The 26161-nt window shown below is 72.0% G+C and carries 20 protein-coding genes; 6 read left to right on the forward strand and 14 right to left on the reverse strand.

Annotated features, from left to right (window positions below):
• Positions 1–56: 56 nt before the first annotated feature.
• Positions 57–3497, reverse strand: coding sequence for an ATP-dependent helicase (locus FB384_RS03585; RefSeq protein ID WP_183779121.1), 3441 nt, complete (start codon positions 3495–3497; stop codon positions 57–59).
• Positions 3494–6904: an ATP-dependent helicase gene (locus tag FB384_RS03590; RefSeq protein WP_183779124.1), complete on the reverse strand. Its 3411-nt coding sequence runs from the start codon at positions 6902–6904 to the stop codon at positions 3494–3496. Before FB384_RS03590 ends, FB384_RS03585 begins: the two co-directional genes overlap by 4 nt.
• Positions 6905–7220: 316 nt before the next feature.
• Here FB384_RS03590 and FB384_RS03595 point away from each other — a divergent pair, with 316 nt between their 5' ends.
• The 3 genes from FB384_RS03595 to FB384_RS03605 are packed head-to-tail and all read left to right on the forward strand — an operon-like array spanning position 7221 to position 8915.
• The gene (locus FB384_RS03595) at positions 7221–7511 is read left to right on the forward strand and encodes an MGMT family protein (protein ID WP_183779126.1); all 291 of its coding nucleotides are present in this window, start codon (positions 7221–7223) and stop codon (positions 7509–7511) included.
• A gap of 57 nt (positions 7512–7568) precedes the next feature.
• The gene (locus tag FB384_RS03600; protein WP_221212635.1) at positions 7569–8630 is read left to right on the forward strand and encodes a siderophore-interacting protein; all 1062 of its coding nucleotides are present in this window, start codon (positions 7569–7571) and stop codon (positions 8628–8630) included.
• A 30-nt stretch (positions 8631–8660) separates the two neighbouring features.
• Positions 8661–8915 carry a hypothetical protein gene (locus tag FB384_RS03605; RefSeq protein ID WP_183779128.1) on the forward strand — a complete coding sequence of 85 codons (255 nt, stop codon included), beginning with the start codon at positions 8661–8663 and terminating at the stop codon, positions 8913–8915.
• A gap of 16 nt (positions 8916–8931) precedes the next feature.
• Here the strand turns inward: FB384_RS03605 and FB384_RS03610 are convergent, their stop codons facing one another.
• A complete protein-coding gene (locus FB384_RS03610; protein WP_183779130.1) occupies positions 8932–9780 on the reverse strand; it encodes a uroporphyrinogen-III synthase in 849 nt (282 codons plus the stop codon).
• Positions 9781–9862: 82 nt separating this feature from the next.
• Here FB384_RS03610 and FB384_RS03615 point away from each other — a divergent pair, with 82 nt between their 5' ends.
• Positions 9863–10126: a type II toxin-antitoxin system Phd/YefM family antitoxin gene (locus FB384_RS03615; RefSeq protein WP_183779132.1), complete on the forward strand. Its 264-nt coding sequence runs from the start codon at positions 9863–9865 to the stop codon at positions 10124–10126.
• A gap of 10 nt (positions 10127–10136) precedes the next feature.
• Complete coding sequence (locus FB384_RS03620) at positions 10137–10517, forward strand: type II toxin-antitoxin system VapC family toxin (protein ID WP_183779133.1); 381 nt, start codon at positions 10137–10139, stop codon at positions 10515–10517.
• A gap of 39 nt (positions 10518–10556) precedes the next feature.
• On the opposite strand, the gene FB384_RS03625 is transcribed toward FB384_RS03620, so the two are convergent.
• A complete protein-coding gene (locus tag FB384_RS03625; protein ID WP_183779134.1) occupies positions 10557–11534 on the reverse strand; it encodes a helix-turn-helix transcriptional regulator in 978 nt (325 codons plus the stop codon).
• Positions 11535–11597: 63 nt separating this feature from the next.
• Between FB384_RS03625 and FB384_RS03630 the strand changes: the two genes are divergently transcribed.
• The gene (locus FB384_RS03630; RefSeq protein WP_183779135.1) at positions 11598–11996 is read left to right on the forward strand and encodes a DUF3224 domain-containing protein; all 399 of its coding nucleotides are present in this window, start codon (positions 11598–11600) and stop codon (positions 11994–11996) included.
• A 132-nt stretch (positions 11997–12128) separates the two neighbouring features.
• On the opposite strand, the gene FB384_RS03635 is transcribed toward FB384_RS03630, so the two are convergent.
• From FB384_RS03635 to FB384_RS03680, 10 genes are all read right to left on the reverse strand, one after another.
• Complete coding sequence (locus FB384_RS03635) at positions 12129–12851, reverse strand: sirohydrochlorin chelatase (protein ID WP_183779136.1); 723 nt, start codon at positions 12849–12851, stop codon at positions 12129–12131.
• Positions 12848–13963 (reverse strand): uroporphyrinogen-III synthase, encoded by a 1116-nt coding sequence (locus FB384_RS03640; RefSeq protein WP_183779137.1) that lies wholly within the window; start codon positions 13961–13963, stop codon positions 12848–12850. Before FB384_RS03640 ends, FB384_RS03635 begins: the two co-directional genes overlap by 4 nt.
• Positions 13960–14322, reverse strand: coding sequence for a nitrite reductase small subunit NirD (gene nirD / locus FB384_RS03645; protein ID WP_183779138.1), 363 nt, complete (start codon positions 14320–14322; stop codon positions 13960–13962). Before nirD ends, FB384_RS03640 begins: the two co-directional genes overlap by 4 nt.
• The gene (gene nirB / locus FB384_RS03650) at positions 14319–16838 is read right to left on the reverse strand and encodes a nitrite reductase large subunit NirB (protein ID WP_183779140.1); all 2520 of its coding nucleotides are present in this window, start codon (positions 16836–16838) and stop codon (positions 14319–14321) included. Before nirB ends, nirD begins: the two co-directional genes overlap by 4 nt.
• Before the next feature lie 205 nt (positions 16839–17043).
• Positions 17044–18432, reverse strand: coding sequence for an MFS transporter (locus tag FB384_RS03655; protein WP_183779142.1), 1389 nt, complete (start codon positions 18430–18432; stop codon positions 17044–17046).
• A 69-nt stretch (positions 18433–18501) separates the two neighbouring features.
• Positions 18502–19953: an FAD-dependent oxidoreductase gene (locus FB384_RS03660; RefSeq protein ID WP_183779144.1), complete on the reverse strand. Its 1452-nt coding sequence runs from the start codon at positions 19951–19953 to the stop codon at positions 18502–18504.
• Positions 19950–22250, reverse strand: a complete 2301-nt coding sequence (locus tag FB384_RS03665) for a molybdopterin oxidoreductase family protein (protein ID WP_267459306.1) — start codon at positions 22248–22250, stop codon at positions 19950–19952. The genes FB384_RS03660 and FB384_RS03665 overlap by 4 nt, the downstream gene beginning before the upstream one ends.
• Before the next feature lie 265 nt (positions 22251–22515).
• Entirely contained in the window at positions 22516–23322 is an 807-nt protein-coding gene (locus FB384_RS03670) for a TIGR02569 family protein (protein ID WP_183779146.1), read from the reverse strand.
• A gap of 356 nt (positions 23323–23678) precedes the next feature.
• A complete protein-coding gene (gene moeZ, locus FB384_RS03675; protein ID WP_183784912.1) occupies positions 23679–24857 on the reverse strand; it encodes an adenylyltransferase/sulfurtransferase MoeZ in 1179 nt (392 codons plus the stop codon).
• A gap of 105 nt (positions 24858–24962) precedes the next feature.
• Positions 24963–26138, reverse strand: a complete 1176-nt coding sequence (locus FB384_RS03680; RefSeq protein ID WP_323985112.1) for a DUF3152 domain-containing protein — start codon at positions 26136–26138, stop codon at positions 24963–24965.
• Positions 26139–26161 lie beyond the last annotated feature (23 nt).

Genomic DNA, 26161 nt, shown 5'->3' on the forward strand with positions numbered 1-26161 from the left:
CGGTTGTTCGGACAGCGGCCGCTGCCGGAGCAGTCCCTTGATCACGCTGAGCAACCCTAGCCGTTGTCGTCCACCGATCGCAGCAGCGCACGCAAACCGTCGGCATCGGCCAGGTCGGCCGGGCGGACGGTGCGGTCGTGGCGTACGTAGTGGAACGCGGCGCGCACCTTCTCCAGCGGCGCACCCGACAGGCCCGCCCACGCGAGGCGGTACGCCGCGAGCTGCACCGACACCGCCTGCATCGCCGACTCGTCCGGCACCCCACCGGTCTTCCAGTCGACGACGGTCCACCCGCCATCGGCATCGGCGAACACCGCGTCCATGCGGCCACGAACCGTGACGCCGTCGACGACGGTGGAGAACGGCACCTCGACGTCGTGCGGCGTGCGGTGCGCCCACGCGCTGCGTTCGAACGCCTCGCGCAGGGCGTCCAGTTCCTCGTCCGGCGCCTCGCCCTGATCCGCCGCGCCGGGCAGGTCGTCGAGGTCGAACAGCCGATCACCAGCGAATCGGCGTTCCAGCCAGCCGTGGAACGCGGTGCCGCGGCGGGCGTAGGCGTTCGGCGGGAACGGCAGCGGCCGCCGCAGCCGCCGGGCCAGTTCGTCCGGCCTGCCCGCGAGCTCGACGAGCTGGCTCACCGACAGCTGCCCCGGCAGGGCGATGTCCTCGGTGCGCCCGGAGGCGCGTTCGCGCTCGGCCAGCAGCACGTCGGTGTCGGCGGCCCAACCTTCGGGATCGGCGTCGGGTTCGTCCTCGGAAAGCGGGTCGTCCTCGGGAGGCTCGGCCGGCTCCGGATACGGCTCGCCACCCAGCGGCAACGCGAGCTGATCGTGCTCGTCCGCAGCCACGGTGGATTCCGGCGCTACGAACTCCGACAGGGTGGACTCCGGTGCGGTGGACTGCGGCGCTGCGAGCTCCGGTGCTGCGAACTCCGACACGGTGGACTCCGGGGACGTCCCGGGACCGGCGGGCTCGTCCAGCGCGGCGATCGCGGCGAGCACGGCGTCGGCACCGTCACGAACGGCGTCCCTGCGCGCGCCGAGAGGGTCGGCGGGCCAGGTCACCGGTTCGGCGTTCTCCCCGGCGAGGGGATTCTCGGCGCCCTCCTCGGGTTCCTCGGCCCACGTGGTGATCGTGCCGATGCGCTCGTCCTCGGTGATGGTCTCGGCGACCTCGGTCAGGAACGCCGACGGTCCCTTCGGCGACCCGCTCGTCTCGCCCCACCAGTGGCCGGATACGAGCAGGTGCTGTTCGCTGCGGGTCAGTGCGACGTAGCAGAGCCTGCGTTCCTCCTCGGCGTGCCGGTCGACGAACGCGGCCTCGTGTTCCTTGCAGGCGTCGAGGACCTCTTTGCGGTTCTCGTCTCCGCGCAGGTGCAGGTCCGGCAGGTCCTGGCGGTCGCCGCGCAGCGGCGCGGGCAGCTCGGTGACGGTCCGCAGCCACGACGACGACCGCCGGTCCCCCGGGAACACGCCCTTCACCAGATGTGGCACGGCCACGACCCGCCATTCGAGGCCCTTCGACGAGTGCACGGTGAGCACCTGCACCCGGTCGGCGGCGACCTCGACCTCGCCGGGCGGCAGCCCGTCCTCGGCGTGTTCGGCGGTGGCGAGATAGTCCACGAACGACAGCAGCGTGCCGGTGGGCGAGTTCTCGGCGTACTCGGTGACGACGTCGGCGAACGCGTCGAGATGCGCCCGGCCCGCGCCGCCGGGACGGGCCATGGCCTCCACGTCGAGCAGCATGGTGCGTTCGACGTCGGCGACCAGTTCGGGCAACGGCTGGTCGAGTCGCCTGCGCAGCGCGCCGAGCTCCTTGCTGAGCCGCGTGATGCGCGCGTAGCCCGTATCCGAGTACCGCCCCGGGTCGCCGGGGTCGTCGAGCGCGTCGATCAGGCCGGCCTCCTCGGCGCGTTCGGTGACGATGTCGTCGCCGTCGGCGGAGAGCTCGCCGGCCCTGCGCCACAACGCGCCGAGGTCGGCGGCGGCGATCCGCCAGCGCGCGCCGGTCAGCAACCGTGCCGCGGCGGTGCCGGACAGCGGTTCGGCCAGCACCCGCAACGTCGCGACGAGGTCGGCCACCTCGGGTTCGTCGAGCAGCCCGCCGAGGCCGACGACCTCGACGGGCAGCCCGCGGGCACGCAGCCGTTCGGCGATCGGGGCCATGTCGGCGCGGCGCCGCACCAGCACGGCGGCGGTGGGCGGAGTGCCCGTCGCGTCGCGTTCGGCGTACCAGGTGCCTGCGAGTTCGTCGGCGAGCCACTCACGTTCGGCGCGCACGTCCGACAGGAGTCCACATCGGACGTCGGCGGCGGGCGCACCGTCGCGGGCGCGGAGCCGCTGCACGCCGAGCCCGCCCGCACGCAACGGTTCGGCGACGGCGTTGGCGAGGGTCAGCACCTCGGGCGGATTCCGGAAGCTGGCCAGCATGCCGTACTCCCGGGCGGGCAGGCTGCGTCCGGTCTCGCCGTCGGCGCGCGGGAAATCGGTGGTGAACCGGGGCAGGTTCGCCGCGCTCGCGCCGCGCCACCCGTAGATCGCCTGCGCCGGATCGCCCACGGCAGTCACCGGCAACGCGTCGGCGTCCGCGCCGCCGAACAGCGACCGCAGCAGCACCCGCTGAGCGTGGCCGGTGTCCTGGTACTCGTCGAGCAGCACGGCGCCGTACCGATCGCGTTCGGTGGCGACGACCTCAGGGTGCCCCTCGGCGAGGCGGGCGGCCAGTGACATCTGGTCGGCGAAGTCGAGCGCCCCCTCGGCGCGCTTGCGCTGCTTGTAGGCCTCCACGAGGGGCAACAGCGAGAGCCGGAACCGCTGCGACGTCAGGATCTTCTGCAGGTCGACGGGCATCGCCGCACGCTGGCCCTTCGCCCGCGGCGCGTTCTCGATCAACTCGCACAGCCACGTGGTGTGCTCGACAAGCGGTTCCTCGTCGACGAGGTGTTCCGCGAGTTCGCCCGTCAACCCCAGCAACTGCGCCGTGACGCTGGCGGGCACCAGATCGGTGTCCAGGTCGTGATCCCAGGTCGACACCACGCGGTGCGCCAGCCGCCACGACGCGGTCTCCGACAGCAGTCGCGCACCCGGCTGCACCGGCAACCGCAGACCGTGTTCGCCGAGCAGCCGCCCCGCGTAGGCGTGATACGTCAGCACCGTGGGTTCGCCGGCCAGCACCGACGCCCGCCGCGTGCCACCGGGATCGATGCGGTCGAGCAGCCCCGACCCCGCGAGCACCCGCAGCCGGGCCCGCACGCGGTCGGCCAGCTGCCGCGCCGCCTTGCGAGTGAACGTCAGTCCCAGCACGCGTTCCGGCGTGACGAGGCCGTTCGCGACCAGCCACACGACGCGCGCGGCCATCGTCTCCGTCTTGCCCGCGCCCGCACCGGCGACGACCAGCGACGGCTCAGGCGGCGCCGCGATCACCGCGGCCTGCTCGTCGGTCGGCGTGGGCAGGCCGAGGGCGTGTGCGACCTCGGCCGGGCTCACCAGCTGCGTCACGGCCCCGTCACCTGCCTGCCCTCCGGACGTGCCGGGCACGACGACCGCGCGGGACACCGGTCGCAGTCCTGGTTCTCGCGCGCCTCGTACGACGGTCCCGCGGTGGCGGCCGCCGCGTCCCGCACCAGCTGGAGCCAGTGCACCTCGCCGTCGGAGTCCAACGGCGGCTGCTGCCGTTCGCTGGCGCCGGTCTTGGTGTGCGACTTGGCGACGTAGACGAGCTTCGCACCGCCGGGCTTGGCCGCCGCCTGCGCCGACTGCGGGTTCCGCGCGGCCTGCGTGGTCCTGAGGTGGTGTTCGAACGCGCCGAGCAGCACCGCCAGCTGGTAGGCCGCGAGCTGCGGATGCTGTTCGGCGTCCTTGGCACTGACGGCGTTCTTGCCGGTCTTGAGGTCGACCACGACGGGCCTGCCCTGACCGTCCACCTCGAGCCGGTCGACCCTGCCGGTCAACGTGACCCGCAGCTGCGCGTCCGCGCCGTCGTCGCCCGCTGCGTTCACACCGGCCGTGTCGGCGTCGTCGGTGTCAGCCGTGTCGGTGTCGGGGTCGTCGGGATCATCGGGGTCACTGTCCGCGTCGCCGTCGCCGACCGCCGCGTCGAGGGTCACGGGCAGCTCCACCGACATCTCCTGCTCCACGGCCAGTTGGGTGAGGTCCTGTCTGCTCTGCTGCAACCAGTTCAGGAAGTTCTGCACCATCTGTTCGACCCGCACCCGTTCGCGGCGGGAGAACCACGGCGCGCCGGCGTCCACTTTGGTCCACGCCTTGTCGAGTTCGGCGGTGATCTCGGCGTGGTCGGCGCCGGATGCCGCCGCCTGGGCGAGCGCGTGCACGAGCGTTCCGGTGACCGCGGCGAGCTGCGACGGGTCGGCACCGCCGTGTCGTTCGATCAACCAGCGGAGCGGGCACTTCGCGAGCACCTCGACCGTGGACGGGGACACACGCACGGGTTCGCCCGGTTTGCGGAGCGGTTCGACGGTGCTGGGTTCGTGCAGGCCGTACCACTGGCTCGGGTGCGCTCCTGGCACACCAGCCCGCGCGAGACGGGCGAGCTGCGTCGCGGCGCGCCGCTGGCGGTCGGGGGTTTCCCCGTCGTCGCACACCACCGAGCGCAGCTCGCCGACCAGTTCCGGCAGCACGAGCGCCCGTTCGCGCCGGTAGACGCGCACGTCCGGGCCCGCGTCGGCGGCGTCCTCGTGGGCGAGCAGTTCCTCGACGAACCGCGACGGCTGTTCGTCCTCCCCCTGCACCGCCGTGACCAGCAGTTCCGAACGAGCCCGGCTCGCGGCCACGTAGAACAGGCGTCGCTCCTCCGCCAGCAGCGGCGCGATCACCGAAACACCGTCGCCGTCCACTCCGGACAACAGGTCGACGAGCCGCTCCACCCCGAGCAGGGTGCCGCGTGGCCGCAGATCAGGCCAGCCGCCCTCCTGGGCACCCGCGACGGCCACGACCGTCCACTCACGACCCGCCGCGGCATGTGCCGTCAGCAGGGAGACGCCGCTGCCCCGCGCGGCCACGGGCGCGAGACTGTCCCCCGCGATGTGCTGCGAGGTCAGGTACTCGGCGAAACCGCCGACGCTCGCCTTCGGCAACCTGTCGACATAGCGACCCGCCACGTCGAACAGGGCGACGACGGCGTCGAGATCGCGATCGGCCTGCGCGGCGAGCGAACCGCCGCGTTCGATCTGCCGGAGCAGCCGCTTCTCCAGTCCGCTCGCCTGCCACACGCGCCACAGCACGTTCTCGACGTCCATACCACTCTGCGCCGCTTCCCGTGCCGTGGCCAGCAGGCCACCGACGCGGCGCACCGGTGCCGCCTCGGCGTCGGCAAGGCCGGCGAGGATGTCGCCGCCGCGCAACACCTCGACGAGCAGGTCGTCGCTGGAACGCTCGCCGCCCCCGGTCAGCTCCAAGCGGCGCAACCCGCGCCGCAACCGCCGCAGTGCCAGCGGATCCGCACCGCCGAGCGGAGAGGCGAGCAACATCTCGGCCACGTCGGCGTCGAGCGCGTCGGGGTCGGTGGCCAGACGCAGGATCTCCAACAGCGGCCGCACCCCGGACTGGCGGGCCAGCGGGACCTCCTCGGCGGCCGACGCGATCGGCACGCCCGCGGCCGCCAGCGCACGCTGCAGCACCGGCATCGACCGGGTCGGGGACCGCACCAGTACCGCCATCTCCTCCCACGGCACCTCGTCGAGCAGGTGTGCCCGGCGGAGCCGGTCGGCGAGCCAGGACGCCTCGGCGGCAGGCGTCGGGAACAGCCGTGCCCGCACCGCGCCCGGTTCCGCGTCCGAATCGGGTTCGGCGATCCGGGTGTCGCGGGCGAGGCCGGTGCCCGCGAACCCGCGCGCGATGCGGGTCACGGCGTCGTGCACGGCGGGCGCGGGCCGGTGGGTGCGGGTCAGCGTGACGGTCTCGGCCCCGTCGAGACCGGACAGCAGCGTCGGATCCGCGCCACGAAAGGAGAACACGGACTGGTCGGGGTCGCCGGCGAGCACGAAGTCGTCGGCCGTGCCGCCCAGCAGGCGCAGCAGCCGCAACTGCAGCGGGTCGAGGTGCTGGGCGTCGTCGACGAGCACGTGCCGCAGGCGATGCTGTTCACGCTCCAGCAGTTCCGGGTCGCCCTCCAGTTCGACGAGCGCGCTGGCGACGAGTTCGGCGGCGTCCATGGCGGGCGCACCGGGCGTGCCCATCGCGTGGCCGCCCGACCCGTGCAACAGCGTGACCTCTTCGTACTGCCGCCAGAAGTTCCCGGCCGCGACCCATTCCTCGCGGCCCTCGGACCGGCCGAGTTTGACCAGGTCCTCGGGTCCGAGGCCGCGCTCGGCGGCACGCAGGATCAGGTCGCGCAACTCCTCCGCGAACCCGGCGATGCCGAGCGCGGGACGGAGTCGCTCCGGCCAGTCGTACGCGCCGCGTTCCAGGTCGCCCGCGAGGAGTTCGCGCACCACGACGTCCTGTTCGGGCCCGGACAGCAGCCGCGGTTCGGGCTGCCCGGTGAGGTTCGCCTGCAGCCGCAGGACGGCGAACGCGTACGAATGCACCGTCCGCACCATCGGTTCGCGCACCGTGCGGTGGGTTCCCGTGCGGTTGGTTCCCGTGGCGTCGGGGTCGTCCGCGGTGTCGGCCGCCGTGATGCGGCGCGTGATGTCCCTGCGCACGACATTCGCGGCACGGCGGGACGAGGTCACGACGAGGATGCTCTCGGGGTCGGCCCCGCCGCGGATTCGCTCGGCCGCGAGTTCCGCGGTCAGCGCCGTCTTGCCGGTGCCGGGCCCGCCGACGACCCGGACGAACCCCGCAGGCGCCTCGAACAGCCGGGCGACCTCGGGCTCCCAGACATGAGCGGGTACGGCCGGTACGGACGGCCGCACCAACCGGGCATTCAGACCACTCCTGCTCACGGCTTCCGATGGAACCACGCCACCCCGACAGCCCCGCCGCCCGCGTCGACTCACCGGCGGCCACGGCGTCGGCCCACCGGGGCATTCGGGAACAGCCGCCCCACCGAGAGGCGTGACCGGGCCGACGGGAGCGCCCCCAAGGGCACCTTCGGGGCACCCGTCGAATACGGCACCCGTCGAACGGGGCACCCGTCGAACGGGGCACCTGTCGAACACTGCCGCGCGGAGCGCCTCCGGTTGGGTGGAGGTGGGAGACGGTGTTCGATGCCCAAGATGCCCTTGGGGGCGAGTCCGGCCCACACCTAAGCTCAGCGGCATGGACGAGGAGTTGCACGAGCGGATCCGCGACGCCGTCACGACGATCCCGCCCGGCACCGTCGCCACGTACGGCGACATCGCCGCCCTCGCCGGCGCCCCGACGCCCCGGCTGATCGGCCGGGTCCTGTCCGAGGACGGCGCCGACATCCCCTGGCATCGCGTGCTGCGCGCCAACGGCACCCCGGCGCCGCACATCGCGGGCCGGCAACTCGAACTGCTTCGCGGCGAAGGCGTCCTCGCCGACGGGCGGCGCATCGATCTGCGCACCTACCGGTGGCGGCCGGAGTAGTCCGAGAGTCCCGCCACATCACCACCAGGGACTTGCGCATTCGGTTAGGCTTGCCTAATGACCGTCACGGCGCAGTCCCACGCGGCCCCGACCGCGGCTCCCGCCCCGACCGCACCGAGTCCGACCGCACCGAGTCCGGGCACGCACGACCCGGCCGCGCCGGATTCGACCGTGCAGGACACCGAAGCCACGACCAGTTCCGCGACCCGGGCAGGCACGACGCACGCCGAGGTCACCACAACGCCCGCCCGGCCGCAGTTCGCCTTCCGACGCCTGACGGTGTCGGCGACCCGGGAGCTCACCCCGCACCTGGTGCGCGTGACCTTCACCGGTGACGACCTCGACGGCTTCGTCACCGCCGCACCCGACCAGTACGTCAAGGTCTTCTTCCCCCACAGCGGCCGCACCCGCCCGGACCTGCCGCCTCCCATCGAGGGCGACACCACGTCGTGGTACCGCACCTACCTGGCCATGCCCGACGACGTCCGCCCGCCGATGCGTACCTACACCGTCCGCGCGTTCCGGCCCGAGCAGTGCGAACTGGACATCGACTTCGTGCTCCACCCCGACGGCGGCCCGGCCTCGACCTGGGCCTCGGGCGCACGCCCGGGCGACGAGATCGCACTGATGGGCCCGCACGGCATCTACGCCGTCCCGGACAGCGCGACCTGGCAGTTGCTCGTCGGCGACGAGTCGGCGATCCCCGCGATCGCCGCGATCCTGGAACAGCTGCCCCGCGACGCCTGCGCCCGCGTGTTCATCGAGGTCGGCGACCCCGCCGACCGGCTCAACCTCCCGAGCCCGGCCGCCGACGTCGACGTCCGCTGGATCGTCCGCCACCCCGGCTCGTACGGCGACGCGGTGCTCGACGCGGTCCGCGCGGCCGACTTTCCCGCCACCACGCCGTACGCGTGGCTGGCCGGTGAGGCCGAGCTCGTGAAGTTCGCGCGGCGCCACCTGGTCCGCGACCGCGGCGTCGACAAGCGCGCCGTCACGTTCACCGGATACTGGCGTAAGGGCCGCTCGGAGGAAGAGGTCGGCAGGGAGAATCTCGCCGGGTCGACTGCGACTTCGACATCGACTGCAACATCGGCTTCGGCTTCGGCTTCGGCGAGCTAGCACTCCACGGCGTTACGAAGACGCGACTCCGTGACGATCGGGTCGGGGATCAGCCTGACGACGGACACGGCGAACGTCGAGCTCAGCGACTCCGAGGTGCGCGGCATCGCCGCCACCGCGATGAGGATCAAGCCACGGGGCACCTCGTGCATGGTCGAAGTCGCGCTCGTTCCCGACGACGATGCGCAGACCTTCAACGCCGACGTCAGCGCGGTGACCGACGGCGACCCGTGCCGACTCGCCGAGCGCGTGGCCGCTCACATCCTCGACACGCTGCCCGGTTGACCGGCTTCTGCGGGGACTACCCGAGTTCCGCAACGAGCAGCTTCACCAACGCGCCGAGTCGTTGCCGCTCCGGCTGCACGACCCGCACGCCCGCGTCGACCAGCGGTGCCGCCGTCACCGGTCCCACGCACGCGCACAGCACGTCGGTGCCGAGACGCGCGAGCAGTTCCTCGTAGCGGCCGTCGTCGCGGGCGAGCCGCAACAGGTTCGCCGTAGCGGGCGCACTGGTGAACGCCAACGCCTGCAGCCGACCGTCGAGCACCCCGTCGATCAGCCGCCGAGCGGGCGCCAGGTCGACGGGCCACTGCCACCGGTACGGCTGCACCTCGACGACCGTCGCACCCGCCTCCCGGAGCGGATCCGTGAACTCCGGCAGCGCCTGCCCGTGCAGCTGCACCGCCACCCGGCGACCCTCTGGACCTGGCCCGCCAACGCCCTGCCCGCCAGAGCCCTTCCCGTCGGTGAGGCGGTCGAGCAGGTGCGCGAACAGCTCCCGGTTGCTCTCCTCCGGCGACGACCACTCCTCGGTCAGCCCGTGCCCGCGGACCGCGCCCTTCGCCTTCGGCCCGCGCACGAACAGCCGAGCCCGCGACAGCGCGCCCGTCAGCTCGTCGGCGACGCCCCAGCCTTCGGCGGCCGACAACCACCCGCGGAATCCCGCGCCGGTCGTCACGGCCACCAGGTCGACCCCGCCCGCGACGACGTCCTCGGTGGCCGCGCGCAGCCGGTCGTCGTCGGCCAACGGGACGATGTGCAGCGTCGGCCCGTGCCACACCGACGCGCCCCGCCGTTCCAGCGCGTCGATGAACTCGCCGGAGCGCCGCTCCGCCGTGATGCCGATGGCGACGTCGTCGAGCTCTGCCATGTTTCCCCACTCTCACCCGCTGCTCGCGAACGGCCACGATATCCCGCCTCCGCGCAGTAGCACATGAGCTACAATCGTGGCCATGGAAACAGCGGCAGACTCGGTGGGGCTGCGTGAACTGCGGCAGAACGCCTCCGAGCTGGTCCGCCGGGTCGAGGCGGGCGGTGAGGTGACGATCACCGTTGCGGGCCGCCCGAGCGCACGCCTCGTGCCCATCGACGGCCCCCGCAGGTGGCGAACATACGACGACGTCGCGGACCTCTTCGACGGCACGGCCGACCCCGAGTGGGCTCGCGACCGCGATCTGATCGATCAGACGGTGCGCAACCCGTGGACAGACGAGTGAGAACCGCCGAGTGAGAACCGTCCTCGACACCTGCATCGTCATCGCCGCCGATGTCGAGCCGATCCCCGGCGAACTGGCGATCAGTGCCGCCACCGTGGCCGAGTTGCACTTCGGTGTGCTGGTCGCCCGCGACGAACACACCCGCGCCCACCGGTTGAAGCGGCTCGCCACGCTCGCCAAACGGTTCGACCCACTGCCCTTCGACGACGCCGTCGCCGCCAGCTACGGCGAACTCGCCGCGGCCGTGGCCAGGTCCGGCCGGCAGCCGCGGGCCCGCACCATGGACCTGCTGATCGCCGCCACCGCACACGCCCACGACGCGCGTCTGGTGACCCGCAACCCGGCCGATTTCGCTGCGCTCGACGGGCTCGTCGACGTCGCCACGGCCTGAGCGGCCGAGTCGCGCGGGGCCGGGCCGCCGTCCCGGCGCTCACCGGGCATAGCGGGCCGCGGTCGCCGCGATCGCGTCGGCGACGGCCGTGCGCAGCCGCTCGGGTTCGAGGACCTCCAGGTCGGGGCCGAACCGCAGCAGCTCCCCCACGCCCGGCCTGCCTGCTTCGACGGGCAGTCGCACCGTGCACCAGCCGTCCTCGTCGGGCTGAGCGCCCTCGGCCTGCGCCGTCTTCATTGCCTCGGCGCCCACGCTCCCCAGGTACACGGGCACGAGTCGTCGTCCGAGCGGGGACAGCCGCACGGTCGCGGTCTCCGGGTATAACCGCTGCTGGAAGCCCTCCGACCACGCGCGCCAGTACTCGGCGAGGTCGAACGCGTCCGGCCGCGCGAACTCGCCCGCGTCGGACATCGTCACGATGCGGCTCACGCGGTAAGTACGGTCGCTGCAGTCACACCGTGCGACCAGGTACCAGACGCCGGCCTTCAGCACGAGGCCGAGCGGTTCGAGGGTGCGCGTCACGGCGGAGCCGTCCCACCGGTGGTAGTCGACGCGCAGCCGCCGCGTGCGCCACACCGCGTCGGCGACGTCGGACAGCTGGGCGATCCGTTCGATCTCGCGGTGCCAACCGGGGACGTCGAGGTAGAACCGCTCCGCCACCTGACCCGCACCGGCGCGCAGCTGCTCCGGCAGCGCCGCGAACAGCTTCAGCTGCGCTGCGCCGAGTACCGTGCCGAGTCCCAGTTCCGCCGCCGCGTCGGGGAGCCCGGCCAGTGCCAGCGACCGCGCCTCGTCCTCGCTCAGCCCGGTCAGCCGGGTGCGGTAACCGCCGAGCAGCTGGAAGCCACCTGCCCGACCGCGGTCGGCGTACACCGGGACACCTGCCTCGGACAGCGCGTCGACGTCGCGATAGACGGTGCGGACGGAGACCTCCAACTCGGCGGCGAGCTCGCCCGCCGTCATCCGCCCGCGGTTCTGCAGCAACAGCAGGATCGACAGCAACCGGCCCGCGCGCATGCCACCCATTCTGCTCGGAAAACCTGACAGAAGATGGCAGGAAAGCCCGTGAGAGTGGCTGCCATGAACACGGGAACCTTCACCACGAGCACCTGGACCGAACACGTCGCCTCCGGTGGCGAGGGCGCGCCGCGCTACGCCCACGCGCGGGCGACCTTCGCCTACACGGGCGTCATCGACGGCACATCGACCTGCGACTACCTGCTCTACTACCCCGGCGAGGGCTTCACCGACGGCGGGCAGGCCTCCCCCGGCATCGAACGGATCGAGGGCACCGTCGCCGGGCGCACGGGCAGTTTCGTCGTGCGGCACGACGTGCGCTACGGCGCCGACGGGATCGACGACACATGGGCGGTCGTCCCCGGCTCGGGCACCGGCGACCTCGCCGGCATCACGGGACACGGCACGTCGAAGGGCGACACCGCGACGATCGGGTACACGTTCGACTACCGGTTCGACTGAGGGCCGGCCCCGAGTCCGGTCGTCCTGCACTCCGATGGAGCGGCCCGGCCGGCGTCGGCGCACCGGCGATCGGCCGCCGCGGCACGTGCGCACCGAGTCCGGCCGACGCTGCGCGGATCGTCACCGCGGCGGTCACACCGCCAGCCGTACCGTCCGGTCCCATCCCGCCGGTTCCGCCCGAGTGTCGGGGGTTTCGGCGCAGCGGCGCACCACCAGGTCGGCCACCGCGGGGTGGGCGCCGAGCGGGGCCGACACCGCGTCGGCGCCGGTCGCCTCCAGCCGCCGCTGGAACAACCCCGGTGCCAGCAGCCACGACGCGACGAGCACCCGGCGGCCGGAGTGGCGTGCCTCGGCGACGGCGGCGGCGACATCCGGGTCGGCGGTGGCGGCGTAACCGATCCGCACCGGCGCACGCAGGCGTGCGCTCAGCATCCGTGCCGCCGTCGACACCTCGTCCAGCGCTCGCGGATCGCTCGACCCCGCGGCGGCCAACACCACGGCGTCGCCCGGCCGATAGCCGGCCTGCCGCACGCGATCGACCAGCACGTCGATCAGTTCCGGTGCGGGGCCGAACGCCTCTGCCACCGGCGCACGCGGCAGTGCGCTCGCCGCGACCTGTTGCGGGATGTCGGTCCGCACGTGGTAGCCGGCAGCCAGAAAGGCAGGCACCACAACGGGATCGGCGGAACCGGACCGTCCGGCCAGTCCGTTCAGGACGGTCGTGACGTCGGGCTCGCGGACGTCGGCGTAGGCGACCGCGACCTCCGCGCCCCGCGCCCGCACGCGGCCCGCCAGCTCGGCGATCACCTCGGCTCCAGCGGGGTCGCGCGTGCCGTGCGCGGTCAGCACGATCACCCGTCGCCTCCCGCCGCCACGGCCAGGCGATAGCCGCGTTTGACAACCGTCTGCACCAGTGTTCCCTCCCCGAGCGAGGTGCGGAGTCTGCCGATCGCCGTCTCGACGGCGTGTTCCTCGCCGCCACCGGGCAACGCAGCCGTCAGTTCGCGCCGCGACACGACATGACCAGGACGCCGGGCCAGCGCGCGCAGCACCGCCATCGGTGCGGGCGCCACCTCCCGCAGCTGCCCGTTCACAACGGCGGCCTGGCCGCGCAGTTCGATCTCGCTGCCCGCCGCAGCCAGCCGGGGCGATCGCGCCACGAGCGTGTCCGCCACCTCGCGTGCCAGCGCGCCGATCCGCGATCGCTGCGGCTGGACGGTCGGGATGCCCACCGCGGCCAGCGGACCGGCGGTGATCGGGCCGACACACGCGACCAGCACCCTGCTGCTGAGCGCATCCACCAGGCCCGCGTGCCGGCCGGTGCGCGAGGCCATCGCCAGCAAGCTCGCCGCCGCGGGCGCACTGGTGAACGGCATCGCGTCGATCGCACCGTCGATCACCGCGTCGATCAGCCGGTCCAGCGGCCCCGGATCGGCGGGCCCGACCCACCGGTAGACCGGGATCTCGACGACGTCGGCACCCGCCGCACGCAGCGATTCCACGAAGTACGGCAGCGGCTGGCCGTGCAGCTGCACCGCGATGCGTTGCCCATCCACTCCGGAGTCGAGCAGATACTGCAGCAGTTCGGCGTTGCTCTCCGACCCCGGCGAATACGCCTCGGACAGTCCCGCCGCCCGCACCGCGCCCTTCGCCTTCGGCCCACGGGTCAGTACCTGGGCAGCACCGAGACGGTCGATCAGTTCGTCGCCGATTCCCCAGCCCTCGGCGGCCTCGACCCAGCCACGGAACCCGATCCCGGAGGTCACGACGACGACGTCGACGGGCTCGTCGAGCAGCAACCGCGTGGCGGAGTGCAACTCCGAGTCGTCGGCGAGGGGGACGATCCGGATGGCCGGGCCGCAGCGCACCGTGGCACCTTTGCGCACCAGCAGCGCGCCGAGTTCGTCGGCCCGGCGTGCCGCGGTGATGCCGATCGCGTACCCGGCGAGCGGCAGGACGTCGGTCATCGCACTCCCACGTGGACGATGCCGTCGGTGACGCGCAGCGGGTACGCCTCGATCCGGACACCTGCGTCGTCGAGGCACTGTCCGGTGCGCAGGTCGAAGTTCTGCTTGTAGACCGGCGAGGCCACCACCGGGACGCCGCCCACATCGCCGACGATGCCGCGGGAGAGCACGGCGGCGCCGGAGAACGGGTCGACATTGGACAGCCCGAAGACGTCGCCCTCGACGGTGCGGAACACGGCCACCTGGACCCCGTCGTCGAGCAGCACCGCCACCCCCGCGGCGCGCGGCACCTGCTCCGCCCGGCACACGGGCGTCCACACCTCGGCCCCGGCGGACCGCTTTTCGGACAGTACGGTCATCGGTTCGCCACCTCCGGTACGCCCAGCATCACGGGCACGGGCTGCTCGCGTTCGGTCTCGAAGGCCACCGTCGGATCCGGCGTGCCGGGTGCGTTCACGAACGAGGTGAACCGCGCCAGCTTGTCCGGGTCCTCCAGCACGCCCTTCCACTCGTCCTCGTAGTTCGCGACGTGCTCGGCCATCGCGGCTTCCAGCTCGTCGCCGATGCCGAGGCTGTCGTCGACGACCACCGCCCGCAGGTGGTCGAGGCCGCCGTCCAGTTCGTCGAGCCACGCCGCGGTGCGCTGCAACCGGTCGGCGGTGCGGACGTAGAACATGAGGAAGCGGTCGATGATCCGGATCAGCTCGTCGGTGCCGGCACCGGACACCAGCAGGTCCGCGTGCCTCGGTACCGCGCCGCCGTTGCCGCCGACGTACAGGTTCCAGCCGTGTTCGGTGGCGATGACGCCGAAGTCCTTGCTGCGGGCCTCGGCGCACTCGCGCTGACATCCCGACACCCCGGCCTTGAGCTTGTGCGGCGACCGCAGCCCGCGGTAACGGAGTTCGAGTTCCACGGCGAGGCCCACGCTGTCCTGCTGGCCGTACCGGCACCACGTCGTACCCACACACGACTTGACGGTCCGCAGCGCCTTTCCGTATGCGTGACCCGATTCGAATCCGGCGTCCACGAGCCGGCGCCAGATCCGGGGCAACTGCTCGACGGTCGCACCGAACAGATCGATGCGCTGCCCGCCCGTGATCTTGGTGTAGAGGCCGAAATCCTTGGCCACCTCGCCGATCACGATCAGCTTCTCCGGCGTGATCTCCCCGCCGGGCACGCGTGGCACGACCGAGTACGTGCCGTTGCGCTGCATGTTCGCCAGGAACCGGTCGTTGGTGTCCTGCAGCGTCGCCTGCTCCCCGCCGAGCACGTGGCCGTTGCCGAGGGTGGCCAGGATCGAGGCCACGGCGGGTTTGCAGACGGCGCATCCCGTGCCGGTGCCGTGTTCGGCGATCAGTTCGCTGAACGTCGTGATCCGCGTGGCGCGGACGATCTCGAACAGTTCGGCGCGCGACTGCGTGAAGTGTTCGCACAGCGCCGTGGACTGTTCGACACCGCACGCTGCGAGCAGTTTGCCGAGCATCGGCACGCACGAGCCGCACGACGTGCCTGCCCGCGTGCAACTCTTGATCGCCCCGACGCTGTCGCAGCCGTCGTCGTGAATCGCCCCGTTGATCGCGCCCTTCGTGACCGCGTTGCACGAGCAGATCTGCGCGTCGTCGGGCAGCGCCTCGACACCGACCGCCTCGCCGCCGCCACCGGCGGGACCGATCAGCGCGGCCGGCTCGCCCGGCAGCTCCTCGCCGACCAGCGGGCGCAGCAGGTTGTACTCGCTCGCATCACCCACGAGAACCCCGCCGAGCAGGGTCGTCGCGTCGTCGGACACGACGAGCTTCTTGTACGACCCGTTCACGGGGTCGTTCACCACGACTTCGAGCGAGCCCTCGGTCGCGGCGTGCGCGTCACCGAAACTGGCGACGTCCACGCCCATGAGCTTGAGCTTGGTCGAGGTGTCCGCGCCGGGGAATTCCGCGTCGCCGCCCAGCAACGTCGTCGCCACCACTTCGGCCATCGAGTAGCCGGGCGCGACGAGGCCGTACACCCGTCCCTCCACCGAGGCGCATTCCCCGACGGCGAAGATGTGCGGATCGCTGGTGCGGCACGCCGCGTCGGTGAGCACGCCGCCGCGCTCGCCGACGTCGAGGCCCGCTTCCCGGCCCAGGTCGTCCCGTGGCCGCACCCCCGCGGAGAACACGAGCAGGTCGACGTCGAGTTCGGTGCCGTTGCCGAGCCGTGCCTGCAGCCGGTCGCCGTCCTGCGCGATCGCCGCCGTGGACGTTCCCGTGTGGACGGTGACGCCGAGGTCGGTGATCAGCCGGTTGAGCAGCGCACCACCGCCGTCGTCGATCTGCAGTGGCATCAGCCGCGGCGCCATTTCGACCACGTGCGGGGACAGGCCCAGGTCACGCAGCGCCTTCGCGGCCTCCAAACCGAGCAACCCGCCGCCGACCACCGCCGCCGCGGGCCTGCCCCTGCGCTCGCGGGCACGCGCCACCGCCGCGCGGATCTCGTCGAGGTCCTCGATGGTGCGGTACACGAACACACCGGGCAGGTCCTTCCCCTCGACCGGCGGCACGAACGGCCGCGACCCCGTGGCCAGCACGAGCGCGTCGTAGTCCTGCACCCGCCCGCTCCGTGTCGTGACGCGGTTGGCCTGCCGGTCGATCGCGTCGACCGGGTCACCCAGCACCAGCTCCACGCGGTCGTCGCCGGAGTACTCGGACCCCGGAAGGGCCAGCCCATCGGCATCCCACGTGTCCACATAGGACGTCAGCGCCACGCGGTCGTAGGCGGGCCGCGGCTCCTCGCCGAACACGACCACCCGCCACGTTCCGTCGACGTCGCCGCCGCGCAGCGCCTCCACCAGGCGGTGGGCCACCATGCCGTGCCCCGCGACCACCAGCGTTCGACTCATGACTCACACCTCCACCGATGCCTGCGTTCCATGCTCACCAGTGGTCGTGTCCTGACCACTTCCGTCGTGTTTCCGGTGCGTTACCAACAGTTCCCTTCCCAGCTCGGCGACCGTGACGGCGATGCGGCGGCCGGCACACCCGCGTCGCACGTGTCCGGTCCGGTGTGCCGCATCCACCGCATCCACTGCATCCACTGCGCGGCGCTCACACCCGCGCGTACGCGAGACTCGGCGCCCGGTCCACGGCGAAACTCGTCCGCAGGTAGAACCACCACGTCGTCGCCATACACCCGCCGTAACAGGCGAGGATCGCGATGAGCGCGGGCGTCAGGGTTCCGCCGCCTTCGAGGGAGAACTTGAAGACGAGGTTCACCAGCACGCCACCGAACGCGCCGAGCGCACCGGCGACCCCGACGACCGCGCCCGCCTGCCGTTTGGCCGCTTTGGCGACCGTGTCCGGATCGGCGCCGGCTCCGGCGTTCTTCCTGACCTCCTCGGCGAAGATCATCGGGATCATCCGGTACGTCGAACCGTTGCCGATCCCGGTCAGCACGAACAGCAGGATGAACGAGCCGAAGAACAACGCGAAGCTCTCCTGCGCGACGCTGATCATCACCCCGACGGTGCCGACCGCCAGCCCCGCGAAGTTCCACTGGGTGATGCGAGCGCCGCCGAGCCGGTCGGCCAGCCACCCACCGAACGGCCGCGTGATCGACCCGATGAGCGCGCCGAGGAACGCGAGCCCGACGAACTCGCCGTAACCGGTGAACGTGAGGTCGATCAGCGAGGGGAACGCGAACGAGAAGCCGATGAACGAGCCGAACGTTCCGATGTAGAGCAACGACATCACCCAGGTGTGCTTGTTGCGCAACGCCGTGCGGTACGAACTGCCGTCCGGTTTGGCCGAGGTGAGCGAGTCCATCAGCGTCCACGAGCACACCGATGCGACGACGATCAACGGCATCCACATCAGCGCCGCGTAGGCGAGGTTGACGCCGGTGCCGATGCTGATCACCAGGGGCACCAGCAGCTGCGTGACGGCGACGCCGAGGTTGCCGCCCGCCGCGTTCAGGCCCAGCGCGAGCCCCTTCTTGCCCTCGGGGAAGAAGAACGAGATGTTGCTCATCGACGACGAGAAGTTGCCGCCGCCGAAACCCATCGCGGCCGCGGTGAGCAGGAAGAACCAGAACGGCGCCTGCGTGGTCACCGCGACGGCCAGCATGGCGCACGGGATCAGTAGCAGTGACGCGCTGATCGTCGTCCACACCCGCCCGCCGAACTGCGGGATCGCGAACGTGTACGGCACCCGCAGCAGAGCGCCCACAAGGTTCGGCACGATGATCAGCCAGAAAGTCTGCCCGACCCCGAAGTGCACCCCGGCGTCACCGAGGTTGACCACGACGATGCTCATCAGGATCCACACGTTGAAGCCGAGGTGTTCGGCGAGGACCGAGAAGCCGAGGTTGCGCCAGGCGACCTTTCGGCCGACGGCGTTCCAGAACGAGGGGTCCTCGGGCTCCCAGTTGTCGATCCATCGTCCTCGTCGTCGGGCGAGCGTGGGCTCGTCGGCCGGTTTCTCGGGTGCGAGCGTCATGGAAGTCTCCTTCGGCGTGACGGGCGTCGCGGGGCGGCTCCGTTCCGGAACCGCCTGCGCGCGGAGCTGCTAGTCGGTACTGGTGAGCCATTCGGCGATGCCGCACACGGCGTCGCGGCAGCCGCCGCAGCCGGTGCCGGCGCGGGTCCGCTGTGCGATGTCATCCACTGTGGACGCCCCGGCGCGGTACGCGTCGACGATCTTGGCCTTGCTGACGGAGTTGCAGCGGCAGACGATCGCCGAACCGGGCAGATCCGCGGGGCTGGCCGCGGCGGGTGACGCCGAGGGCAGTGCCCGGCCGAGCAGCAGCGCGAGCCGGTCCTCCGGCACCCGCACCCCGCGGTCGTAGAGCTGCGTGATCGTCGCCGCGGCGTCGGGAAAGCCGAGCACGATGGCGCCCGCCACCTTCTCGTCGCGCACCACCAACTTCGCGTAGCGGCCACGCGCCGGATCGTCGACGCACAGGACCTCGGTGTCCTCGGCTGCCGTGTCCGCGGCGACCACGGTGTCACCGAGCGCCATGACGTCGACGCCCTTCGCCTTGAGCCGCGTAACGACCGACGTCCCGCGATAACGCGACGCGGTGTCGGCACCGGTGAGTAGATCCGCCAGCACACTCGCCTGCTCCCACGCCGGTTGGACGAGCCCACCCGGGGCGGCGGGATGCTGTGCGCAGTCACCGATGGCATGGATGCGGCCGTCGCTGGTGCGCAGCTGGTCGTCGACGACCACCCCCGCCTCGACGGCGAGCCCCGCATCCGCGGCCAGCGCCGTCTCGGCACGCACACCGGTCGACACGACCAGCAGCTCCGCCGAGACCTGGCTGCCGTCGTCGAGCTTCAGCCCGTCGCCCGGCAGGTACCTGGCCGCTCCCCTGCCCAGCCGGAAGTCGATGCCGGACGTTTCGAGCGTGCCGGCGAGCACGCGCCCCGCACCGGGATCGAGCTGGCGTTCCATGGGGTGCGGTGCCGGGTGCACCACCGTCACCCGATTGCCCCGTCCGGCGAGACCGCGCGCGGCTTCGAGGCCGAGCAACCCGCCGCCGAGCACGGCAACCGGGGCACCCACTCTCGCCGCATCGAGGATCCGATCGCAGTCGTCGAGGCTGCGGAACGCCAGCGCGCCGTCGGCCGGCTCGCCGTCGTCGCCGATGAGCCCTTCGACCGGCGGCAGCCACGGCCTGCTGCCCGTGGCCAGCACCAGCGAGTCGTACGGCAGCGCGGTGCCGTCGTCCAGCCGGACCGTCCGATGCCGGCGATCGATGCGCCGCGCCGCCACGTTCAGCCGCAGCTCGACGTGGTTGCGCTGCGCCCAGCCCTCGTCGTGCAGGCGGACGCTGTCGGGCTGCATGGTTCCGGCGACCACCGCCGACAGCAACACCCGGTTGTAGGCGGCGTGCGGCTCCGCGCCGACGACCGTCAGCGCCACCCGCTCGGCCTCCGGATCCCGGTTGCGGATCTCGTCGGCGAGCCGGGCTCCCGCCATGCCGTATCCGAGCACGACCACCCTGCGCGCGGTCACGAGGCACCACCCGTTTCCCGCTGCTCCACCGACTTCTGCTGCGTCCCCGATGCCTGCTGCGTCCCTGATGCCTGTTGCGTCCCTGATTCCTGTTGCGTCACCGATTTCTGCAGCTCCACCGATGCCTGTTGCGTCACCGGTTTCTGTTGCGTCACCGGTTTCTGTTGCGTCACTGCTTCCGGCTGCGTCGCCGATGGCTCAGCGTCGGCGGGGACGAGCCGGGCCGCGCACACCTTGAACTCCGGCATCCGGCTCGTCGGGTCGAGCGCGGGGTTGGTGATGAGGTTGGCCCGCTGCCCGCCGGGAAAGTGGAACGGCACGAACACGACGTCCGGCCGCATCGACGCGACACATCGCACCCGGCCGGTCACCGCGCCGCGGCGGGATTCGACGGTCGCGACGTCCCCCACGCCGAGCCCGGCCCGCGCGGCCGTGTCGGGATGCACCTCGATGCACGCCTCGGCCGCGGCCTCGGCCAGCTCCGGCACGGCCCGCGTCTGCGCGCCCGACTGGTAGTGCTGCAACAGTCGCCCGGTCGTGGCCTGCAGCGGGAACTCCGCGTCCGGCGGCTCGGCGGGGCCGGTGTGGTCGACGGCCACGAAGCGAGCGCGACCGTCGGCGTGGGCGAAGGCCTCGAGGAACAGCCGCGGCGTACCGGGGTGATCGACCGCGGGCACCGGCCAGTGCAGCGCCTCACCGGCGCGCAACCGGTCGTAGGTCACGCCCGAGTAGTCGGCCACGCCGCCCGCGGACGCGGCCCGCAGTTCGGTGAAGATCTCCTCCGCGTCGACGGGGAACCGGCCCGCGGGCTGGCCGAACCGCTCGGCGAGACCGGCGAGGACGTCGAGGTCGCTGCGTACCCCGTCCGGCGGGTCGATCGCCTTGCGCCGCAGCAGCACGCGACCTTCGAGGTTGGTCATCGTGCCGTCCTCCTCGGCCCACTGGGTCACGGGCAGCACGACGTCGGCCATCGCGGCCGTCTCCGACAGCACGAGGTCGGCGGTGACGAGGAAGTCGAGTGCCGCCAACCGCTCGGCCACCCGTTGCGAGCGCGGCGCCGACACCACGACGTTGCTGCCGAACACGAGCATCGCCTTCGGCCCCTCCGGCTGGCCGAGCGCGTCGAGCAGCTCGAAGGCCGACCGGCCGGGCGCGGGCAGCGACTCCGGGGCGATGCCCCACACGCCCGCCACGTGCTCCCGCGCGGCGGGGTCGTCGAGCTTGCGGTATCCGGGCAGTTGATCGGCCTTCTGCCCGTGTTCCCGGCCGCCCTGGCCGTTGCCCTGGCCGGTCAGGCAGCCGTACCCGGATCCCGCCCTGCCGGGAAGTCCGTGCGCGAGCGCCAGGTTGATCCAGGCGCTCACGGTGTCCACGCCAGTGGCGTGCTGTTCCGCGCCGCGCGCGGTGAGCACGTAGGCGCTGCGCGCACCGGCGAGCCCGCGGGAGAGCGCCCGCTGATCCGCAGCACTGACCCCGGTGATGCGTTCGACGTGCTCGGGCCAGTACCGGGCGACGGTCCGCCACATCGCATCGAACCCGGCGGTGCGTTCGGCCACGTACGCCTCGTCGAGCAGCCCTTCGGCGACGGTCGCGTGCAGCACGCCGAGCGCCAGCGCCAGATCGGTGCCGGGCGCGGGTGCGAGGTGCACGTTCGCCTGCTCGGCGGTCGGCGTTCGCCGCGGATCGATGACGACCAGCCCGCCCGCGGCGGCCGCGCCCTGCAGGTGCTGCAGGAACGGCGGCATCGTCTCGGCCGGGTTCGACCCGACCAGCACGATCACGTCGGCGCCGGCCAAATCGGTCATCGGGAACGGCAGACCCCGGTCGACGCCGAACGCCCGCAGGCCAGCCGCCGCGGCCGACGACATGCAGAACCGGCCGTTGTAGTCGATCTGCGAGGTCCCGAGCGCCACCCGCGCGAACTTGCCCAGCAGGTAGGCCTTCTCGTTGGTCAGCCCGCCGCCGCCGAAGACCGCCACCGCGTCGTTGCCGTGGGCGGCCTGCAGCTCGGTGAGCCTGGCCGCGATCACGTCGAGTGCGGTGTCCCAGCTCGCGGGCCGCAGCTCGCCGCCGGTGCGCACGAGCGGGGTGGTCAGCCGCGCCGGGGAGTCCAGCAGCGAGGCCGACGTCCAGCCCTTCTGGCACAGTCCGCCGCGGTTGGCGGGGAACTCGCGCGGCGCGACGTCGGCCGCCGGTGTGAGCGTCATGCCGCACTGCAGCGCGCAGTACGGGCAGTGCGTGTCGGTCCGCGTCCCGTCGCCGTCCGGTGTCGCCGTCCTGCCGGCAGGAGCGGGCAGGGCCGGTACGTCCGGCCCTGGCGGGGTCACGGCTTGCAGCGTCAACGGGCACCTCCTGCTGGTCGCCTGCGTTCCGGCGACCGTAGGAAGCGCGTGTTACCCGGGGATGCGCTGATGTTTCAGGCGTTTGACGTTGCTCCGCGACCTGCGCGAGGACGCGGTGAGCACGCGCCGGGGACGTGTCGACGTCGCGTGCGGTGCGGCCGTCACCGTGGGGCGTGGCGGGTGTTCGTCACCGCCGTGCCCGCCGGGAACCGCGTAAGGCCTACAGCAGTTCGCTGACCTGGGCGGCTGCGGCGCGCAGGCGGGTGGCTTCGACGTCGGCAGAACCGGGGTACCGCGCGTGATACGCGAGCCGGAACAGCGTCGCGCGCAGCAGCAACTGCGACCAGTCGGGCAGGTAGGACCAGCGGTGCAACAACGCCATGTCGGCCCCGCCCCACGCCACGGCGTCGATCGCGGCGACCGCGGCTCCCCACTCGGCGGGCCGGAAGTGCGGCACCAGGTCGACGATGCCGGGCTGGGCGTCACCGTCGAACAGAACCGTGCCGAACAGCTCCCCGTGCACCAGCTGCGGCGGTGAGGACAGCGGCTTGCGGGCGGGGGCGAGGATCTCGAACCAGCGGCCGCCCTTGGACTCGTCGAGCTCGAGGTCGACCTCGCCCCAGGCCATGCGCTCGGCGTCCGCGGCCAGGCCCTGTCTGCCGGACAGGAAGTCGGGTTCGGGCAGGTCGGCCATGGCCCGCTGCAGTTTGATCGCGGTGAGCACGGTGTCGTCGGCGCGGTTCTCGGGCCTGCCGGAGACGAACCGGCTCGCGGCCCAGCCGCCCATCACCCAGCGCCCGTCGGTGGTGTTCAGCGGCCGCGCGATGCGCAGTTCCGGCGCGTCGAGTGCGGCGAGGGTGCGCGCCAGCCACACCGCGTGCGCCCGGTCGGAGACCTTCCGCAGCACCACGTCGCCGTAGCGCCACGCGGCCGCGCCCGACAGCTGCTCACCGTCCTCGGCGGCAGCGGTGCTCAGGCCGAAGGCCGCGCGCACATGCGACGGCGGACGTTCGGCTCCATACCCCACGCCGACGGACGTTACCGCCGACACCACACGGCCGGGTGAGCGACCCGCCGGTGGCGCCGACGCCGTCCCGGGAAGGACGAACGCCGACGAGGACGCCCCGGCGACACCGGTCCACGAAAGACGAGCCGGGAAACACAGCCCGGACGAAGACAGCCCCCGGGACAAACACAGCCCCGTGGAAGGACAACCCTTTGGAAGGACAGCCCCTTGGAAAGACAGCCCTTTGGAAAGACGAAGGCCCCGGCGCTGGGGTTTCCAGCTCCGGGGCCTCCGCCGCACCCTGCAACCGGCCAGATGGCCTGAGCAAGTCTCAGCCGGCAGCACAAGACGACGCCTTCAGCAGGCGCTGCCACCTATCAGTATGTAGGCAAGCTCGTGTCGATCTGCTTCGCCCATGCCAAAACGCCTCCGCCGAGGTGCGTTGCGCTCGAAAAACCGGCCTTGTGCAGGGCGGCGAGCGCCTCGGCGCTGCGCTGGCCCGACTTGCAGTGCAGCACGACCGGCTTGTCCTGCGGCAGCTCGGCGAGCGCCTCCCCCGACAGGATGCGGTCCTTCGGGATCAGCTTCGCGCCCTTGATGTTGACGATCTCGTACTCGTGCGGCTCGCGAACGTCGATGAGCTCGAAGTTCTCACCGCCGTCGAACTTGGCCTTCAGCTCGGCGGGCGTGATCGTGCTGCCGGAGGCGGCCTGCTGCGCGTCGTCCGAGACGACGCCGCAGAACGACTCGTAGTCGATCAGCTCGGTGATCTTCGGGGTCTCCGGGTCCTTCCGGATCTTGACCTCGCGGTAGCGCATCTCGAGCGCGTCGTAGCTGATCAGCCGGCCGAGCAGCGGCTCACCGATGCCGGTGATGAGCTTGACCGCCTCGGTGACCATGATCGAACCGATCGAGGCGCACAGCACGCCCAGCACACCGCCCTCGGCGCACGAGGGGACCATGCCGGGAGGCGGCGGCTCCGGGTACAGGTCCCGGTAGTTCAGGCCGCGGCCGTTCGGCGCGTCCTCCCAGAACACGCTGACCTGGCCCTCGAACCGGAAGATCGAGCCCCACACGTACGGCTTGCCGAGGATCACCGCGGCGTCGTTCACCAGGTAGCGCGTGGCGAAGTTGTCGGTGCCGTCGAGGATCAGGTCGTAATCGCGGAAGACGTCGAGCGCGTTCTCGTTCGTCAGCTGCTCCTGGTGCAGCACGACGTCGACGTACGGGTTCACCTCCGCGACCGACTCCTTGGCCGAGACGGCCTTCGGTTTGTCGATGTCCGACTGACCGTGGATCACCTGCCGCTGCAGGTTCGACTCGTCCACGACGTCGAAGTCGATCACGCCGAGCGTGCCCACCCCCGCGGCGGCGAGGTACAGCAGCGCCGGGCTACCGAGCCCGCCCGCGCCGATCACGAGCACCTTGGCGTTCTTCAGCCGCTTCTGCCCGTCCATTCCGACATCCGGGATGATCAGGTGCCTGCTGTACCGGGCGACCTCTTCCTTGGTCAGCTCGGCAGCCGGCTCGACGAGCGGCGGCAGCGCAGTCGACATCACGTCCTCCATCTCGCGCTTGTCGCAGTTCATCCATTCATAACGGGTCCGGGCCCCGGAACCTTCCCGGTGTCCACATCGTGGACAGTTTCCGGGAGATCCGGCTCACTGGGCCTGCGGGTTCGGGAACGCGTTCGGACGGCAGGTCTTGCCGTCGGCGGGCACGCTGCCGGCGTCGCCGCCCTGCGTGTCGTTGAGTTTCGCGACGTAGTCGTTCGCGACGCCGAACGTCTGCTGCATCATCACGGGCGCCAGCGCGCCCTCCTTGGCGCACCCCACGTGACCATTGCCGAGAGCGTGGCCGACCTCGTGGTTGATGGCGTACTGGCGGTACGCCGTCAGGTCGCTGCTGAACGCCTTCGCGCCTCGCACCCAGCGAGCGAGGTTGATCACGACCTCGCCGTTGACGTGGCACGACGCCGGGTACGGGATCGCGTCGCCGCAGACGTCCTTCGCCGTCTCGGGAGTGGTGAGCCTCACGTAGAAGTCGGCCTCGGGTCCGCTGTCGTCGACTCGTTGCAGCCGCACGTCGCCACTGCTGACCCAGCCGCGGTCGTCGTCGGCGAGGATGGCTTCCACGGTCGAGGCGTAGCTGTCCTCCCCCGCGATGCCCGCAGGGTCGATACCGTCCTCGACCTCGATCGTGTAGCGCAGCAGCCGGCCGCCCGCGCCGACGGGATCGCTGCCGCCCGGCACGACGTGCCACGTGCCCTGCCCCCGACGGGTGAACTCACTGCCGTCGGGCAGCTCGGCCGTGGGGATGTTCAGGTCCTGCTTTCCCGCCGGGATCTCGTCGACCCCGCCGCGGCCGCCGCTCTCGCCCGCGTCGGCCGCAACCGACGCGTCGCCCGCCTGGGCGCCGGGTTCGTCGGGATCGGTCTTGGTGGTGTCGACGACGACCAGCGCGGTGACCACGAGCAGCACCGGGATCGCGTACACCCGCCAGCCGTAGGTGGCGATCAGCTTGCGCAGACCGGACTTCGACTTCTTCGGACGCCCGCCCCGTCGCTCGCCGCCGGAATCCGCCCCGTGGGCGTCGTGGTCGGCGGCCACATCGATATCGGAGTGGGATTCCCGCAGCTCCGCGTCGGGGTCGTAGTCGTGGTCGTGGGGCCGCCACGACGCTCGCAGCGGTTCACCCGGCCTGCGCACTCCGGGCCCGTACCGCTCGTCGAGCGGCCGCGCGCCCGGCGCGCGGGTGCGCCGTGCGCGACCGGGGCCGCGGCCGGAATACCCGGTCCGCTCATCCTCCCGCCGTGCTTCGTGCGACACCCTGTCCACGCCGTCCAGACTGCCACACCGTC

Source organism: Prauserella sediminis (assembly GCF_014195435.1).
Classification (GTDB): Bacteria; Actinomycetota; Actinomycetes; order Mycobacteriales; family Pseudonocardiaceae; genus Prauserella; species Prauserella salsuginis.